The organism is Pseudomonas sp. TE12508 (assembly GCF_056279485.1).
Genome location: NZ_JBWCCN010000010.1, coordinates 76,133 through 90,122, shown reverse-complemented (window position 1 = coordinate 90,122; position 13,990 = coordinate 76,133). Strand labels below are relative to the sequence as shown.

The following is a 13,990-nucleotide window of genomic DNA, read 5'->3' as shown; positions in this document are numbered from 1 at the left end:
AGCCTGTTGCTGCCTTTGATGAACTCAGGTTCTGCCGCTCAGCACTTCACCGATGCTACGGCGCCTGGCATGCAACTCGCTGGCATGGATCAACTGCTCGAGGTCTTCAGGGGTGACGTCGTAGAAGGCCTCCATGTCGGCGAGGGCCAGTTTCAGATCCGCGGCAGTGATCGCCTGACTGTCAGGGGCGGGCATCATCGGCGCCGGTTCTGCGGGACGTTTTGGGTAACGAATGCGCGTCAGATTGTTGTACGCCAATGCGCTGAGCAGCATCGTCGAGGCACTGAGCATCACCGGGCCGAGGGCTTTCCACTCCAGGGCGATGGTCGCCGGGTCTGCCACCACCATAAGCAACGCCAAGGCACCGGCCGGTGGGTGCAAGCAACGCAGCCAACACATCAGAATCAGTGCCATGCCAGCAGCCAGGCAAGCGCTGCCGAGGGTGCGTCCGAGCACATGAGCGACCAGTAGCGAGACCACTCCCGCGCAAAGGTAACCGCCAAGAATCGACCACGGCTGGGCAAGCGCGCCCGAGGATACAGCGAACAACAGCACCGCCGAGGCGCCCAGTGGCCCGATCAGATGCAGCGCCACTTGCATGCCGAATACCTGACTGCAGAGCCAGACGCTGAACATCGTGCCCAGCGACATGCCGATGGCTGCGCGGCTCCATTCTGAAGGGCGGGTATTGATGGCAGCAGGTAACCAGCGAGCGAACATGAGGCAAACGGTCCGTATAAAAATCGAGGCAAAAAAAAGGCTTAGCTGGGATACCCAGAAAGCCCTTGAAGTGGTTCCAACTATTGGGGGAGGAACGCCGCACAGTGTGCCGATCATTCCTTATGCTGACAAATTCATATTAATGCTGCTTCAGTGCATTATTTTTGCAGTATTGCCACGCGCCGACCGCTCATGAAGCACAGCAAACCGCCCATCGCCGTCAACGCACTCAGTGCATAAAACATGGTGGGCGCGGGCGTGTGCAGCAGCAGATAGCCACAGATCACCGGGCTCAGCGCCCCACCGAGGGCCGCGAGATTCTGCGCGCCATAGTAGCTGCCACGCAGTTCTTCCGGGGCCAGGGTGTCGACGAACAGAAATTCGGCCGGGTAAATGATCATTTCGCCAAGTGTGAAGATGAACATCGCCACGCACCAGCTCACCAGGCTGTCAGCCAGGCTGAAACCGATCAACCCGAGGATGAACAGGCTGGTGCCACCAGCAATCCAGTAACGCAGTTGTTCGCGTTTGAGGAACCGCCCGATCTGGTATTGCAGCAGGATCACGCTGATGGCGTTGCAGGCGAGCAGGGCGGCCATGGTTTCCAGGGCGCGTTTGGTGTCTTGGGTGACCAGCAGGTATTGCGACAGATACAGGGTGAAACGACCGTGCACCACGGTGCTGAGCAGGCAGCCGCAAGTGAACATGATCAGCGTGCGGTCGTTCTTCAGGGTGATCAGGGTTTTGAGGAAACTCTGGGGCTGGCCGATGGCGGGTGTCTGGGCCGGTTCTTTGGGGATTCCGCTCATCAGGAAAATACTGAAGAACGCGATGCCGCCGGCAATCAGGAACGGCGCCAGCGGCTGCACCCCGGCGATCACCACGCCGAGCATCGGGCCGGTGGCGTAGCCGATATTGGTCAGGGTGTAGCGCAGCGAAAAAGCCTTGGCGCGCTGGCCCACGGGCAGGTTTTCGCTGAGGATCGCCTTGGACCCGATCAGGAACAGCGCCGAGGCAGTTTCGGTGATCACCAGGGTGGCGGTGGTCAGGTAGAGGTTTTCGGCGAAGGTCAGCAACACGAAACCGATGGCGCTGGAGAGCATGGTCAGAATCAGCAGCCGACGTTTTTCGAGGCGGTCGATGATGTAACCGCCGTAAAGCGCGAGCAGCGTGGCGATGAACACCGCGATGCCCAGCAACAGGCCGACGTCCTGTTGGTTAAGGCCGAGTTTGTTGCTCAGAAACAGGGTGAGCAACGGGCTGGTAATGGCGCGGCTGACGACGATGGTCAGCGAGCAGATCATCAGCCGGCGGATAACGAGCGAGTAAGTGACCACGGTGGGGCAAATGTCCTTATTTCAGATTTTAGCGAGGTGTCGCCGCCAATCGCGAGCAGGCTCGCTCCCACAGGGGCACGCATTTCAAATGTGGGAGCGAGCCTGCTCGCGATGAGGTCCGCGAAGGCAACGCAATATTCAATTCAACCACCGATCAAGGGTGCGAACCGATTCCAGTTCTTCAAGCCGCCACAACTGCTCAAGCAAGCCTTTCGCCTGCTCCTGCGGCATCACCCGCCCCGCCAGACTGCAGAATTTCTCCTCCAGCGCCTCATCACTCAGCGGATTCCCCGGCGCCCCCAATGGCACCTCAACGCACAAACTCGCGTGCCGACCATCCACGGTCTGCAGGCTGACCACAGGCTCGCCATCCTCCGACAGTAGCGGGTCGACTTCAAGGTGAATGCGCGACATCCAGTGAGCAATTCGCGGATGGTGGCGCTGTTCGTCGTCGTAGGCTTCCAACCGGCAATGCCCATGGACCAGTCGGGCGGCGAGGGCATAGCGCAAGCTCATCTGCGCCGCCGGCAGGGTGTTGATGTCCTGACCGCCACACATGTCCTGAAGGAATCCGCACAGCGAAACCTGAACGCTCTCGACCTGATCCACGCTGACCTGCAATTGATCCAGCAACAGGCCCAATGCATCGATCGCCGAATGCGTCCCCCGGCATGCCGCGTAGGGTTTGATCGAGCAGCGGGCGAGTTTCCACACACGGCCCAGTTCGGCATCCAGCGCCTCGGGCACGGCGGTATCCGCCGCGAGGGTCTTGAGAAAACCGCCCCAGACATCATCGAACAGTTTTGTCGGCCCGGTGATGCCTTGTTGCGCAAACCGCGCCGCCAGCAATCCACCTTCGGCGGCCCTTCCGCTGTGGAGTTTTTTGCTTTGCGAGCCGTCATGAATGAACGCCCAAAGACCGCCGCTGAAGCTGCCGGCAATGCCCAGCGCCGCCAGGGTTTGCTGGGCATCCAGACCCAGAATCCGTGCACTGGCCGCCGCCGCACCAAACACCCCGCACGTCGCGGTGGAGTGCCAACCGGCGCCGTTGTGGGCCGAATAACTGCCGCAGGCTTCAAGCACCCGGCGGCCGATTTCGTAGCCGATCACCACGGCGGTGATCAACTCGCGGCCGTTGACCGGTTTTACCGACATCGAGAGCGCTGCCATCACCGCCGGCAGCACCACCGCGCCGGAGTGATCGCAGCCGCCGGTGTCGTCCAGCTCCAGGGCATGTGCGGCGATGCCGTTGAGCATGGCGGCCTGCGCTGCGCCGACGCGCTGACCGGTACCCCAGACCAACGTGCTGCCGGCTTCACCCTCGAAAACCTGACGCGCCTGCTTCGCCACATCACTGCCGGCCCCGGCCAGGGTCACGCCGAAGGTGTCGAGGATGTGTCGCCTGGCTTGCTCCACCAACGCGGAGGGTAAATCTTCGAAGCGAGTATCGACGCAGAACTGCGCCAACCGCTCCATCCGCATCACCCCATCGTAGGCGCTGCCGAAGGCTGCGATCTCTTGATCTTGATCTTTCATACGCCGTAATCCCGGTAATGACGTTCGTACACGGCCGCCGGATGATCCTCGGCCACGGGCGCTGCCGATTCAGCCCACCATTGAGCGACCTCGGCACCGGTGGCGATCCACACGTCGTCATGCTGTTGGATGCTTTGCAGCAATTCGCGTAACACACCGATCCGCCCGGGCGTGGCGATGATTTCCGGGTGCAGCCGCAGCACGTAACACAGCCCGAAGCGGTGAAACCCGGCGAAGTCCATTTGCAGGTTGCCCAGGGTATGGCTGTAGGAAGCGATCCGCGATTGCGCCGGCGGCACCGCCGGGCTGAGGTTGAAGGCGAAGTAGGGTTCGTCTTCCAGTTCGTAGTGCAACGGCAGCTCGATCACTTCGGGGGCCGTCGGGTGAGCGAAGGGCAAATCATCGCCGCGCCATGACGAGTCCCAGCGGATGCCATGCGCCCTTAACGCTTCAATGAAGCCGGGTGCACCGTTGCCGGCGGGGATGCGAAAGCCTGTCGGACGCTGACCAGTCAACGCGCTCAATGCCGCGCAACCCTTGGCGACCTCGGCGCTTTGCTCGGCCAGCGTCAGCTTGTCGTAGTTCTGATGGCGATACCCGGCGCAGGCAATCTCATGCCCGCCAGCCTGGATCGCTCGGATGTGCTGCGGGTTTTCCTCGGCAACGATCCCGGGGATGCACCAACTGCTGGAAACGCCCAGCTCTTCGAAAAGCCTGAGCAAACGCTCGACGCCGCGTTGGGTGCCGTAGCGCCACACCGATAAAGTCTTGTCGCGCCCGGCGACTTCCGGCGCCTGGGTGAGGATGCCGTGGATGTCGTTGTAATCGACGGTCAGCACCACGGCGCAGCGGTAGCCGTTGGGCCAGACGATGGAATCAACCATGGTGATGCTCCTTCAGCCACCAGTGGGCGACGTCGCGGCAGGTGGCGAACCAGACGTCGTCGCGTTGGCGCATGTGTTCGAAGAGTTTTTCCAGAAGCAGGATGCGCCCCGGTTTGCCGGTGATCTTGGGATGGAACAGGGTGGTCAGGCACAACCCTTCATCCATGGCACCGTTGAACTCGCGGCACCAGTTGTCGAGGGTCAGTTCGTAGCTCGCCGTACGGTCCAGCCCCGACGGAAAGTCCGGCGCGCGGGTGTAGGCGAGGGAGGCGTAGTCGTCCATTTCCCAGCGTCCGGGGATTTCCACCAGTGGCTTATCGAAGCCCGGCACGCTGACCAGATACGGCCGATCATCGCCGCGCATGCTGCTGGAATAAGTCACGCCGGCTTCCACCAGCATGGCCGGCGTTTCGGCTCGCCAGTCGCCGGACGGAGTGCGAAAGCCTTCGGCGCGGATGTGTAGATGCTTCCAGAACACCTCGCGGGATTTGTGCATCACGTCCTTTTGCTGGTCCAGCGTCAGGGCGTAAAAGGATTCATGTTTGTAACCGTGGTAAGCGACCTCATGCCCGCGCTCGACGATTACCTGGCACTGTTTCGGCCAGTTCTCCACGACCCAGGCCGGGACGAAAAACGTGGTCGGGATCCGGAATTCATCCAGCAAATCGAGAATCCGCGGCAGCGCCCGATAGGGGCCATAACCACCGAAACCGAAATACTCGGGTTTACGCCAGATCGAACCGTTGAGCATCGCATCGCCGGTCGGGCCATCGAGGTCGAAGGCCAGGGCGAGGCAGGCTGTGTGCTGGTCCGGCCAGGTCGGTTGGGGTGAGGAGGACATGTGGTGCTCCAACTATTTAAAAGTAAACGCCGAACCCTGTGGGAGCGGGCTTGCTCGCGAAGGCGGTGTGTCAGTCAACATCAATGCTGGCTGACAGGGCCTCTTCGCGAGCAAGCCCGCTCCCACAGGTTTTTCGGTTGGTCACAAAATTGTGATCAACCCGGATCTAGTGTGGGAGCGAGCCTGCTCGCGATGGGGCCGGCACATTCAACATCCATGTCATCTGACAGACCGCTATCGCGAGCAGGCTCGCTCCCACAGGTTTTTCGGTGGGCCACAACATCATGATCGACCCGGATCTCGTGCGGGAGCGAGCCTGCTCGCGATGGGGCCGGCACATTTAACATCTATGTCATCTGACAGGCCGCTATCGCGAGCAGGCTCGCTCCTACGGGGCAAGCATTACTTGCCGGCGTTAATGGTCACGGTCTTGATTGCACCCAATTCCAGGTCCCACTTCTTCAGGATCGCCTGGTAGCTGCCGTCATCGACCATGCTCTGCATCGCCACTTTCACCGCTTCACTCAGCTCAGGCTTTTTCTTGCTCACACCCAGCCCGGTGAACTGCTTGGAAATTGGCAGGCCCACGGTTTTGTACATGTCCTTTTCCTGGGTCTTGAGGTACGGCAGGGTTTCGCTGCCTTGCATGGCCGCGTCGATACGGCTTTGACGCAGTTGCGCGCGAGCATCGGCCGAGCCTTCGGTGCCGATCACGTTGATCGCAGGTTTGCCGGCGGCTTCGCAATTGGCCTTGCTCCACTCGGCGATTTCCGCCGGGAAGGTGGTGCGGCGGCTGGTGCCGACTTTCTTGCCGCACAGGTCGATGATCTCGTTCGTGTCCTTGTTTTTCTGCAAGGTGTAGAACTGCGGGCCGCTGGTGAAGTAGTCGACGAAGGTCACGCTGGCCTGACGCTCAGCGGTGTCGGTCATGCCCGACATCACCATGTCGACACGGTCGGTGGTCAGCGCGTTGATCATTTGTTCGAAGCCGGTTTCCTGCCATTTGATCTTCACGCCCAGCCGCTCGGCCAAGGCGTTGCCCAGGTCAACGTCGAGGCCGGTGAGGGTGTTGGTGGCCGGGTCCTTGAAATCCATCGGCGGGTAGTTCGGCATGATCGCTACCACGACCTCGCCCTTGTCCTTGATGCTGGCCGGCAATTCGGCGGCAAAGCTGACAGTGGAAGCCATAACGCCTGCGAGTACTGCTGGAATAACGAAGTTCTTCATGGTCGTTCTCTTATGTGTGTTGTTACGCAGCTCTTGGTTTCCGAGGCTGGCGCTTAGGTTCGAACGGCAGAAATGAAGCTTTGGGTGCGTGGGTTTTGTGGACTTATTAGTATTTCTTCGGGGCTTCCAGCCTCCACGATCTGTCCTTCGTCCATGAACACCATGCGGTTGGAAACCTCGCGAGCGAAGCCCAGTTCATGGGTGACGACGATCATGGTCATGCCGGTCTGCGCCAGATCGCGCATCACCGACAGCACCTCACCGACCAGTTCCGGGTCGAGTGCCGAAGTGGGTTCATCGAACAGCATCAGCTTGGGGCGCATGGCCAACGCGCGGGCAATCGCCACTCGTTGTTGCTGACCACCCGACAGTTCGATCGGGTAGCTGTTGCGTTTGTCGGCCAGGCCGACGCGAGCGAGCAATTCCAAGGCTTCTTCGTGCGCCTCTTTGGGCGAACGCTTGAGCACCTGGCACGGCCCTTCGATGATGTTTTGCAGCACAGTCATGTGCGGGAACAGGTTGAAGCGCTGGAACACCATGCCGGTAGCCAGGCGCTGACGGGCGATCTGCGACTCGTTGAGTTCGTGCAGCTTGTTGCCGACGATGCGGTAACCCACCAGTTCGCCGTCGACCCACAGGCCGCCCTTGTCGATTTTTTCCAGCTGATTCACGCAGCGCAGCAGGGTGCTCTTGCCGGAGCCGGACGGGCCGATGATGCACAGCACTTCGCCTTGCTCGACCTCGATGTTGATGTCCTTGAGTGCGTGGAAATGGTCGTAGTACTTGTTCAGGCTCACGGCCTTGACGATGCTTCTCATGTGCGGCTCCTCAAGAACGCTTGCCGGCGCCGCGAGCGAAACGACGCTCCAGACGGCTTTGACCAAAAGACAGAACAGTGACGGTGGCCAGGTACCAGATACCGGCGACGATCAGCAGCTCCATCACGCGGGCGTTGGCGTAGTAGATGTTCTGGGCGTTGTAGAGCAGTTCCGAGTACTGAATGACGCTCGCCAGGGAGGTCATTTTCACCATGCCGATGAACTCGTTGCCCACCGGCGGAATGATGATCCGCATGGCCTGGGGCAGGATGATCCGGCGCAGGGCTTGCAGGCGTGGCATGCCGATCGACTTGGCGGCTTCGTACTGCCCGGTGTCGACCGAGAGCAGACCGGCGCGCACCACTTCGGCGGTGTAGGCGCCCTGGTTGATGCTCAAGCCGAGGAGGGCGGCCACGAACGGCGTCATCAGGCTCACGGTGTCCATTTCGAACAGGCCGGGGATGCCGATGGTGGGGAAAATCAGCGCCAGGTTAAACCACAGCAGCAGCTGCAGAATCAGCGGCGTGCCGCGAAACAGCCAGGTGTAGGTCAGCGCCACATAGCGCAGGATCGGGTTGGCCGACATGCGCATGATGGCGGTGATCACCCCGAACACGATGCCCAGCGCCATCGCCAGCACCGCCATGACGATGGTGTTGAGCAAGCCCCACATAATTGCCTGTGAGGTGAGGAACTGGCCGATGTACGACCATTCGATCTTGCCTTCGGCGAAGGCCCGTACCAGACCGACAATCGCAATCACGATCACTGTGGCGAAGAAAATCCGCCCGTAGTAACGCCGTGGTACATGCTGGTACTGGGTGATATCGAACTGGTTTTCCGCCAGTTTGCGCTCCGACTGGAGTCGTTCTGCCTGAGTCTGGCTCATGTTGTTTCTCCGTACGCCGCGCTCAATCAAGACGGCATGTATGGTTTTTCAGGTTAAGCGCAACCCTGTGGGAGCGAGCCTGCTCGCGATGGGGGCGGGTCAGTCAACATGGATGTTGAATGTAATACCGCTATCGCGAGCAGGCTCGCTCCCACAGGTTTTGCTCTCTGACTTAAAGACGGAAACCCTGATAGTTCTCGGTCCACTGCTGCTGCGCCGCAAGGGCAGTTTTCAGTCGGCCAATCTGCTCGCGCACCTGTTGCGGCGCGGTGCCGCCCCAGCCACTGCGGGCGGCGATGGCGGCTTCCAGCGTCAGGCTGTCGCGCACTTCAGGCTTGAGGCGCGAATCGATCTCGGCCAGCAGCGCCGGGGATGCTTCCCACAATTCGATCTCATGTTTCTCACAGGCCTGGACCAGTGCGCCGGTGATTTCGTGAGCTTCCTTGAACGGCACGCCGCGCACCGCCAGCCAGTCGGCCACTTCGGTAGCGAGGGTGAAACCCAGCGGGGCCTGACGACGCAGTTCTTCGACGTTGACCTTCATGGTCGCGACCATTCCAGCCATGGCCGGCAGCACCAGCAGCAGTGTGTCGACGCTGTCGAGCACGCCGTTCTTGTCCTCACTCAAGTCGCGGTTGTAGGACAGCGGCAGGGACTTGAGGGTCGACAGCAAACCGGTCAGGTTACCGATCAGGCGACCGGCCTTGCCCCGGGCCAGTTCAGCGATGTCCGGGTTTTTCTTCTGCGGCATGATCGAACTGCCGGTGGCGTAGGCATCGTCCAGCGCGACCCAGCGAAATTGCCGTGACGACCACAGGCAGAATTCTTCGGCGAGGCGGGAAATGTTGATCCCCAGCATGCTGGCGATAAACAGAAACTCGGCAACATGATCGCGGCTGGCCACGGCGTCGATGGAGTTTTCGCAAACACCGCTGTAGCCCATTTCCTTGGCTGACTGCTGCGGCAGACGTGCGATGGCGGAACCGGCCATGGCCGCCGCGCCGAGTGGCGACAGCGAGGTGCGTACATCCCAATCCACCAGGCGCTGCACGTCACGCAGCATCGATTGGGCGTGAGCCAGCAAGTGGTGAGCGAAGACGATCGGCTGGGCCTGTTGCAGATGAGTGAAACCGGGGCAGATGCTCTCGATGTGTTGCTCGGCCTGATCCACCAGCGCTTGTTGCAAGGCCAGCACTTCAACGGCCAGGGTGCGCACGTGATCACGCAGGAACAGCCGAAGGTCGTTGGCGGTCTGGTCGTTGCGCGAGCGGCCGGCGCGCAGCTTGCCGCCCAGTGCGCCGAGGCGTTCGGTCAGCAGGCGCTCGATGAAGGTATGCACGTCTTCGTCGTCCAGCGTCGGCGCGATGCTGCCGGCACGGAAGTCATCACCGATACGCTCCAGAGCGTCGAGCATGGTCCGGGTTTCCTGCTCGCTCAGAAGCCCTGCGCGCTGCAATTCCCGGGCATGCGCCTTGGAGCCGGCGAGGTCGTACGGGGTGAGGCGAAAGTAGCGCTCGGGGCAACGGGACAGGGCCGCCAGGGCTTCGGACGGGCCGCTCTTGAAGCGAGCACCCCAGAGACGGTCGGTGGTTTGAGACATTGTTGTTTTCCTCATCGTAAAGCGAATTGAAATCGGTATGCCGAGCCTGAAACACCCGCCGAAAATCATTCGGGCGTGGTTCGGCTCAATCAAATTCAAGGGCAGGGGAAAAGCGCAGTTGCTAAATGGCGAGAGCTGATCGAAATGTCAGCTTTTAATAGTTCGAAATCAGTGAGTTGGCACTGATCTGCGGGATTTATTAACGGTTGCCAAGCTTTGTTTTCTGTGTTCATTATTATTAGCCAGCACTGTTTTTGTTGTTGGACACAGATTGTTGAATAGGGCGCCAGAGGTAAATAAGCATTATGGAAACCCCACTTTCCAATTCCGGAAACCCGCCGCCAAAAACGCTACATCGGGCACCGCTGGCCCTCAGCGGTCTGGACTTCAAACTGCTCAAAGTATTCAAGGCTGTGGTCGAGGCCGGTGGCTTCAGTGCGGCGCAGAATGAGCTGAATGTGGGCCTGGCGGCCATCAGCAAACAGATCTCCGACCTCGAGATTCGCATCGGCATGCGCCTGTGTACCCGAGGGCGGGAAGGTTTTCACCTGACCGAAGAAGGGCGTCTGGTGTACCAGGCGTCGATCGATTTGTTTGCCTCCGTCGATAACTTTCGTGACCGGCTTAGTTCGGCGCAGAATGAACTTATTGGCGACCTTGGGGTGGGTGTTATTGATAATACGATTACCGACGATAATTCACCGTTAGTTGCGGCGCTAAGAAAAATAAATGAAGAGTCGCCGAAAGTAAGGTTTCAACTTCAGGCGTCTCAGTTAGATGAGGTGGAAAGAGGCGTCGTCGAGGGGCGGTTAGTGGCCGGGATCGTGCCGGTTTATCAGAAAAGAGAGGAGTTCGATTACTTCCCGCTTTATGAAGAACGCTCGTACGTGTATTGCGCTGTCGGCCATCCGCTGTTCTCAGTGCCGGAGGCGGAGATGGGCAGCAATGTGCTGCAGGATTACGAGTGCATCAACCACCGTTACGCGATCCATCGAGACAAACTGAATTTTGCCCGCTACGACAGCTTTTCTGCCTCGGCGACTCAGGTCGAAGCCGTAGCGCTGCTGGTCAAGACCGGCCGTTTCGTCGGCTTTCTGCCCGAGCATTACGCGGCAACCCTGGTGGCTCAGGGACAGTTTCGGGCGGTGCGGCCGGACCTGATCAACATCGTCACGCCGTTCAATTTGATCCTGCGTCACAACACTGTGCGTAGTCCGCTGGTAAAGGCGTTTGCCCAGGCGTTGGGTGTGGATTTGAAGGCGTCGTTTTGACGCAAACGCAGCGTCAAGCGCATCGCACAGCGTCGCTCCCCAGGCAAACCGTGGTTGCTTTCATTGTTCAACACCGCCGTTAAACGTGGGCCGATTTCAGCCCGGCTCAAAGTTTCAAAACCGAGTTGCCGATAAAACGATTCATTCCAGGGCAAGTCGTGAAACGTAGTCAAAGTCAGACCGTGGAGTTCTCGTCTTCCAGTGCCGTTAACAGCAACTAGCGGCCAGCCCCAAGGACAAGATTGCGTACACCGAGTTCATGTAGGAGCTGCCGCAGGCTGCGATCCTTTGATCTTGATCTTCAGCAACTTCAAAGCCGTCAGAAAATCGCAGCCTTCGGCAGCTCCTACAAAGGGGGGCTGGAAGATGGGCGCGTCACGCCACGACCGAGGCCGCTGGCCATTGCTGATGGGGAATCGGCAGGTTGCGTGATTCGCCACGGCCCATCGGGAAGTACAGGAAGCCACTGCGGGCCAGGCGTTCGGCGTCGTACAGGTTGCGGCCGTCGAAGATCACCGGAGCGTTAAGCCGTTGCTGGATCAGATCGAAGTCGGGTGCCTTGAACTGCTGCCATTCGGTGCAGATGATCAGTGCGTCGGCACCCGCGAGCACCGATTCTGGCGTACCCATGAGCATCAGCTTCGATTCGTCAGGGTAAAGGTGTTGGGTTTCCTGCATGGCCTCCGGGTCGAACGCCCGCACATAGGCCCCGGCAGCCCACAGCGACTCCAGCAGTACCCGGCTCGGCGCATCGCGCATGTCGTCGGTGTTGGGCTTGAAGGCCAGGCCCCACACGGCGAAGGTTCTGCCGCGCAAGTCGCCCTTGTAGAAGGCGTTGATGCGTTCGAACAGTTTGTGTTTCTGCCGCTGGTTGATGGCTTCCACTGCTTGCAGCAGGTCGCTGGAGCAATGGGCCGCTTCGGCACTGTGAATCAGCGCGCGCATGTCCTTGGGAAAACACGAGCCACCGTAACCGCAGCCGGGATAGATGAAGTGATAACCGATGCGTGAATCGGCGCCGATGCCCAGCCGCACCGATTCGATGTCGGCGCCCAGGTGTTCGGCCAGTTCGGCGATCTGGTTGATGAAACTGATCTTGGTCGCCAGCATGCAGTTGGCGGCGTATTTGGTCAGCTCGGCGCTGCGCAGGTCCATGAACATGATGCGGTCATGGTTGCGATTGAATGGGGCGTAGAGATCGCGCATCACATCGCGCACGTCATCGCGTTCACAGCCGATGATGATGCGGTCCGGGCGCCGGCAATCGGCCACGGCCGACCCTTCCTTGAGAAACTCGGGGTTGGAGACGATATCGAACTGCAGCAGTCGACCGACCTTGAGCAGGCACTTTTCGATATGCGCGTGCAGCGTATCGCCCGTACCCACCGGCACCGTGGATTTCTCCACCAGAATCACCGGTTGTTCACGGTGACGCGCCACCGCTTCACCCACCGACAGCACATAGCGCAGGTCCGCCGAACCATCGTCCCGGGATGGCGTGCCGACGGCGATGAACAGCACCTGGCCATGTTGCACCGCGAATTTTTCGTCGGTGGTGAACTGCAAACGTTTGGCTTCCAGGCTTTCGCGCACCAGACTGGCCAGCCCCGGTTCGAAGATGCTGACGTGGCCTTGTTGCAGCAGCGCGACTTTTTTCTCGTCAGTGTCCATGCACACCACGTCGTGGCCGACTTCAGCCAGGACGGCAGCTTGCACCAGGCCGACATAACCGCTACCAAATACGCTGATTTTCATGGAGCTCTCCTGATTGTGGGCGCGTGAGCAGGTCGAGAGTTGATGGTGATGACACCGAGGATGACCAACGCCACCCCGAGGGTTTTCGAAAGGCTGAAGGATTCGTTGAACAGCGGCAGGCTGGCGGCCAGCACGTACACCAGCGCGTAGCTGATGCTCAGCAGTGAATACGCCCGCCCCAGGGGCAAATCCCGCAGGGCGGCGAGCCAGGTGAACATCGACACGGCATAGGCAAGGATGGCGGCCAGCACGACGGCCACGGCGAACACATCGACGCTGCCGTTGCTCAGGGCGGGTACCAATTGTTCGGGATGGGGCAAACGGGTCATGCTCCAGCGCATGCCCAACTGTGCGACGCTGCCCAGCAGCACGCTGCCCAGAGCGAAGGCGAGTCCGCGACGCAGGCTCATGCGTGTTGCCCCAGCAGCGCCACGCCAGCGATTACCAGCGCCACGCCCAGCCAGTGACGGCGGTCGATGGTTTCGTGAAAGACGAAGCGGGCGACCAGGGTGATCAACACAAAATTCAGGCTGAGCATGGGATAGGCGACGCCGACTTCGAGGCGTTGCAACACCAGCAGCCAGACCAGCAAGCCCAATCCCAGAGAGGCGAGCGCCAGCCACAGCCACGGCGAGCGTAGTTTCTCGCCCCAGCCCGACGTCTTGCCGCGCCAACTTTCCACGGCGTACTTCTGGGCGATTTGGCCCAGGCAGGTCAGCAGGCAGGCAGCCAATACGAGCAGCAGGCTCATGACGCCCCCTGAGGAAAGATCAGAATCACCAGGTTGCCTTGTTCATAACGTTTGCCATCCTTGGGCAGTCGTTCGATTTCTTGTAGCTCGCCACTCTGGCGGGCTTCGCGCATCCACGATTTGCACCTTGTCCGAGTCGACTCGCTGCTTCACTGAATCAGAATAGGCGAGGCCATATTTCAATTCGCCTATCGTGTTGTATAACGCCACGTCGGGGCGTTTCAGGCGCCAGGCCAGGGCTGAAGCGGTGCCGGCTAGCACAATTGGTCTCGCTCATCGCAACCGTTGGTATCCAGTCAAGCAGACGTTTGGCATTGGTGATAAGCCAAGAAGCCATCAATTGACTTTTCCGGCCATGACC

At 60.1% G+C, this 13,990-nt stretch carries 13 protein-coding genes and 1 pseudogene; 1 reads left to right on the top strand and 13 read right to left on the bottom strand.

Annotation, left to right across the window (positions count from 1 at the left end; genetic code table 11):
* Positions 1-24 precede the first annotated feature (24 nt).
* The 9 genes from ACZ9IM_RS15475 to argH all read right to left on the bottom strand — a co-directional run bounded on the left by ACZ9IM_RS15475 (position 25) and on the right by argH (position 9,852).
* On the bottom strand, positions 25-720 hold the full coding sequence (locus tag ACZ9IM_RS15475; RefSeq protein ID WP_427624624.1) for an HPP family protein: 696 nt from the start codon (positions 718-720) through the stop codon (positions 25-27).
* Between the two features lie 158 nt (positions 721-878).
* The gene (locus ACZ9IM_RS15470; protein WP_476224391.1) at positions 879-2,057 is read right to left on the bottom strand and encodes an MFS transporter; all 1,179 of its coding nucleotides are present in this window, start codon (positions 2,055-2,057) and stop codon (positions 879-881) included.
* Between the two features lie 138 nt (positions 2,058-2,195).
* A complete protein-coding gene (locus tag ACZ9IM_RS15465; RefSeq protein WP_476224459.1) occupies positions 2,196-3,539 on the bottom strand; it encodes an MmgE/PrpD family protein in 1,344 nt (447 codons plus the stop codon).
* Between the two features lie 50 nt (positions 3,540-3,589).
* On the bottom strand, positions 3,590-4,477 hold the full coding sequence (locus ACZ9IM_RS15460; protein WP_476224390.1) for a polysaccharide deacetylase family protein: 888 nt from the start codon (positions 4,475-4,477) through the stop codon (positions 3,590-3,592).
* A complete protein-coding gene (locus ACZ9IM_RS15455) occupies positions 4,470-5,318 on the bottom strand; it encodes a polysaccharide deacetylase family protein (protein ID WP_476224389.1) in 849 nt (282 codons plus the stop codon). The genes ACZ9IM_RS15460 and ACZ9IM_RS15455 overlap by 8 nt, the downstream gene beginning before the upstream one ends.
* 402 nt (positions 5,319-5,720) lie before the next feature.
* On the bottom strand, positions 5,721-6,545 hold the full coding sequence (locus ACZ9IM_RS15450; protein ID WP_476224388.1) for an ABC transporter substrate-binding protein: 825 nt from the start codon (positions 6,543-6,545) through the stop codon (positions 5,721-5,723).
* A gap of 53 nt (positions 6,546-6,598) precedes the next feature.
* Complete coding sequence (locus ACZ9IM_RS15445; RefSeq protein WP_007900205.1) at positions 6,599-7,363, bottom strand: amino acid ABC transporter ATP-binding protein; 765 nt, start codon at positions 7,361-7,363, stop codon at positions 6,599-6,601.
* A gap of 10 nt (positions 7,364-7,373) precedes the next feature.
* Positions 7,374-8,252, bottom strand: coding sequence for an amino acid ABC transporter permease (locus tag ACZ9IM_RS15440; RefSeq protein ID WP_008015001.1), 879 nt, complete (start codon positions 8,250-8,252; stop codon positions 7,374-7,376).
* A gap of 172 nt (positions 8,253-8,424) precedes the next feature.
* The gene (gene argH, locus ACZ9IM_RS15435) at positions 8,425-9,852 is read right to left on the bottom strand and encodes an argininosuccinate lyase (RefSeq protein ID WP_476224387.1); all 1,428 of its coding nucleotides are present in this window, start codon (positions 9,850-9,852) and stop codon (positions 8,425-8,427) included.
* Positions 9,853-10,157: 305 nt separating this feature from the next.
* Between argH and ACZ9IM_RS15430 the strand changes: the two genes are divergently transcribed.
* On the top strand, positions 10,158-11,123 hold the full coding sequence (locus ACZ9IM_RS15430; RefSeq protein ID WP_427624614.1) for a LysR family transcriptional regulator: 966 nt from the start codon (positions 10,158-10,160) through the stop codon (positions 11,121-11,123).
* Positions 11,124-11,498: 375 nt separating this feature from the next.
* Here the strand turns inward: ACZ9IM_RS15430 and ACZ9IM_RS15425 are convergent, their stop codons facing one another.
* From ACZ9IM_RS15425 to ACZ9IM_RS15410, 4 genes and pseudogenes are all read right to left on the bottom strand, one after another.
* On the bottom strand, positions 11,499-12,878 hold the full coding sequence (locus ACZ9IM_RS15425) for a UDP-glucose dehydrogenase family protein (protein ID WP_476224386.1): 1,380 nt from the start codon (positions 12,876-12,878) through the stop codon (positions 11,499-11,501).
* Positions 12,875-13,288: a 4-amino-4-deoxy-L-arabinose-phosphoundecaprenol flippase subunit ArnF gene (gene arnF, locus ACZ9IM_RS15420; RefSeq protein ID WP_427624612.1), complete on the bottom strand. Its 414-nt coding sequence runs from the start codon at positions 13,286-13,288 to the stop codon at positions 12,875-12,877. Before arnF ends, ACZ9IM_RS15425 begins: the two co-directional genes overlap by 4 nt.
* A complete protein-coding gene (gene arnE / locus ACZ9IM_RS15415) occupies positions 13,285-13,629 on the bottom strand; it encodes a 4-amino-4-deoxy-L-arabinose-phosphoundecaprenol flippase subunit ArnE (RefSeq protein WP_008072369.1) in 345 nt (114 codons plus the stop codon). The genes arnF and arnE overlap by 4 nt, the downstream gene beginning before the upstream one ends.
* Positions 13,626-13,881, bottom strand: a pseudogene (locus ACZ9IM_RS15410) (lipid IV(A) 4-amino-4-deoxy-L-arabinosyltransferase); the annotation flags it as partial. The gene arnE and the pseudogene ACZ9IM_RS15410, both read right to left, overlap by 4 nt.
* Between the last annotated feature and the right edge of the window lie 109 nt (positions 13,882-13,990).

Excerpts from the sequence above, each read along its gene's own strand:
- arnF (WP_427624612.1), bottom strand. The coding sequence starts at position 13,288 with ATGAGCCTGCGTCGCGGACTCGCCTTCGCTCTGGGCAGCGTGCTGCTG.
- ACZ9IM_RS15475 (WP_427624624.1), bottom strand. The coding sequence starts at position 720 with ATGTTCGCTCGCTGGTTACCTGCTGCCATCAATACCCGCCCTTCAGAA.
- ACZ9IM_RS15450 (WP_476224388.1), bottom strand. The coding sequence starts at position 6,545 with ATGAAGAACTTCGTTATTCCAGCAGTACTCGCAGGCGTTATGGCTTCC.
- ACZ9IM_RS15440 (WP_008015001.1), bottom strand. The coding sequence starts at position 8,252 with ATGAGCCAGACTCAGGCAGAACGACTCCAGTCGGAGCGCAAACTGGCG.
- arnE (WP_008072369.1), bottom strand. The coding sequence starts at position 13,629 with ATGAGCCTGCTGCTCGTATTGGCTGCCTGCCTGCTGACCTGCCTGGGC.
- ACZ9IM_RS15455 (WP_476224389.1), bottom strand. The coding sequence starts at position 5,318 with ATGTCCTCCTCACCCCAACCGACCTGGCCGGACCAGCACACAGCCTGC.
- ACZ9IM_RS15425 (WP_476224386.1), bottom strand. The coding sequence starts at position 12,878 with ATGAAAATCAGCGTATTTGGTAGCGGTTATGTCGGCCTGGTGCAAGCT.
- argH (WP_476224387.1), bottom strand. The coding sequence starts at position 9,852 with ATGTCTCAAACCACCGACCGTCTCTGGGGTGCTCGCTTCAAGAGCGGC.
- ACZ9IM_RS15465 (WP_476224459.1), bottom strand. The coding sequence starts at position 3,539 with ATGCGGATGGAGCGGTTGGCGCAGTTCTGCGTCGATACTCGCTTCGAA.
- ACZ9IM_RS15445 (WP_007900205.1), bottom strand. The coding sequence starts at position 7,363 with ATGAGAAGCATCGTCAAGGCCGTGAGCCTGAACAAGTACTACGACCAT.
- ACZ9IM_RS15430 (WP_427624614.1), top strand. The coding sequence starts at position 10,158 with ATGGAAACCCCACTTTCCAATTCCGGAAACCCGCCGCCAAAAACGCTA.
- ACZ9IM_RS15460 (WP_476224390.1), bottom strand. The coding sequence starts at position 4,477 with ATGGTTGATTCCATCGTCTGGCCCAACGGCTACCGCTGCGCCGTGGTG.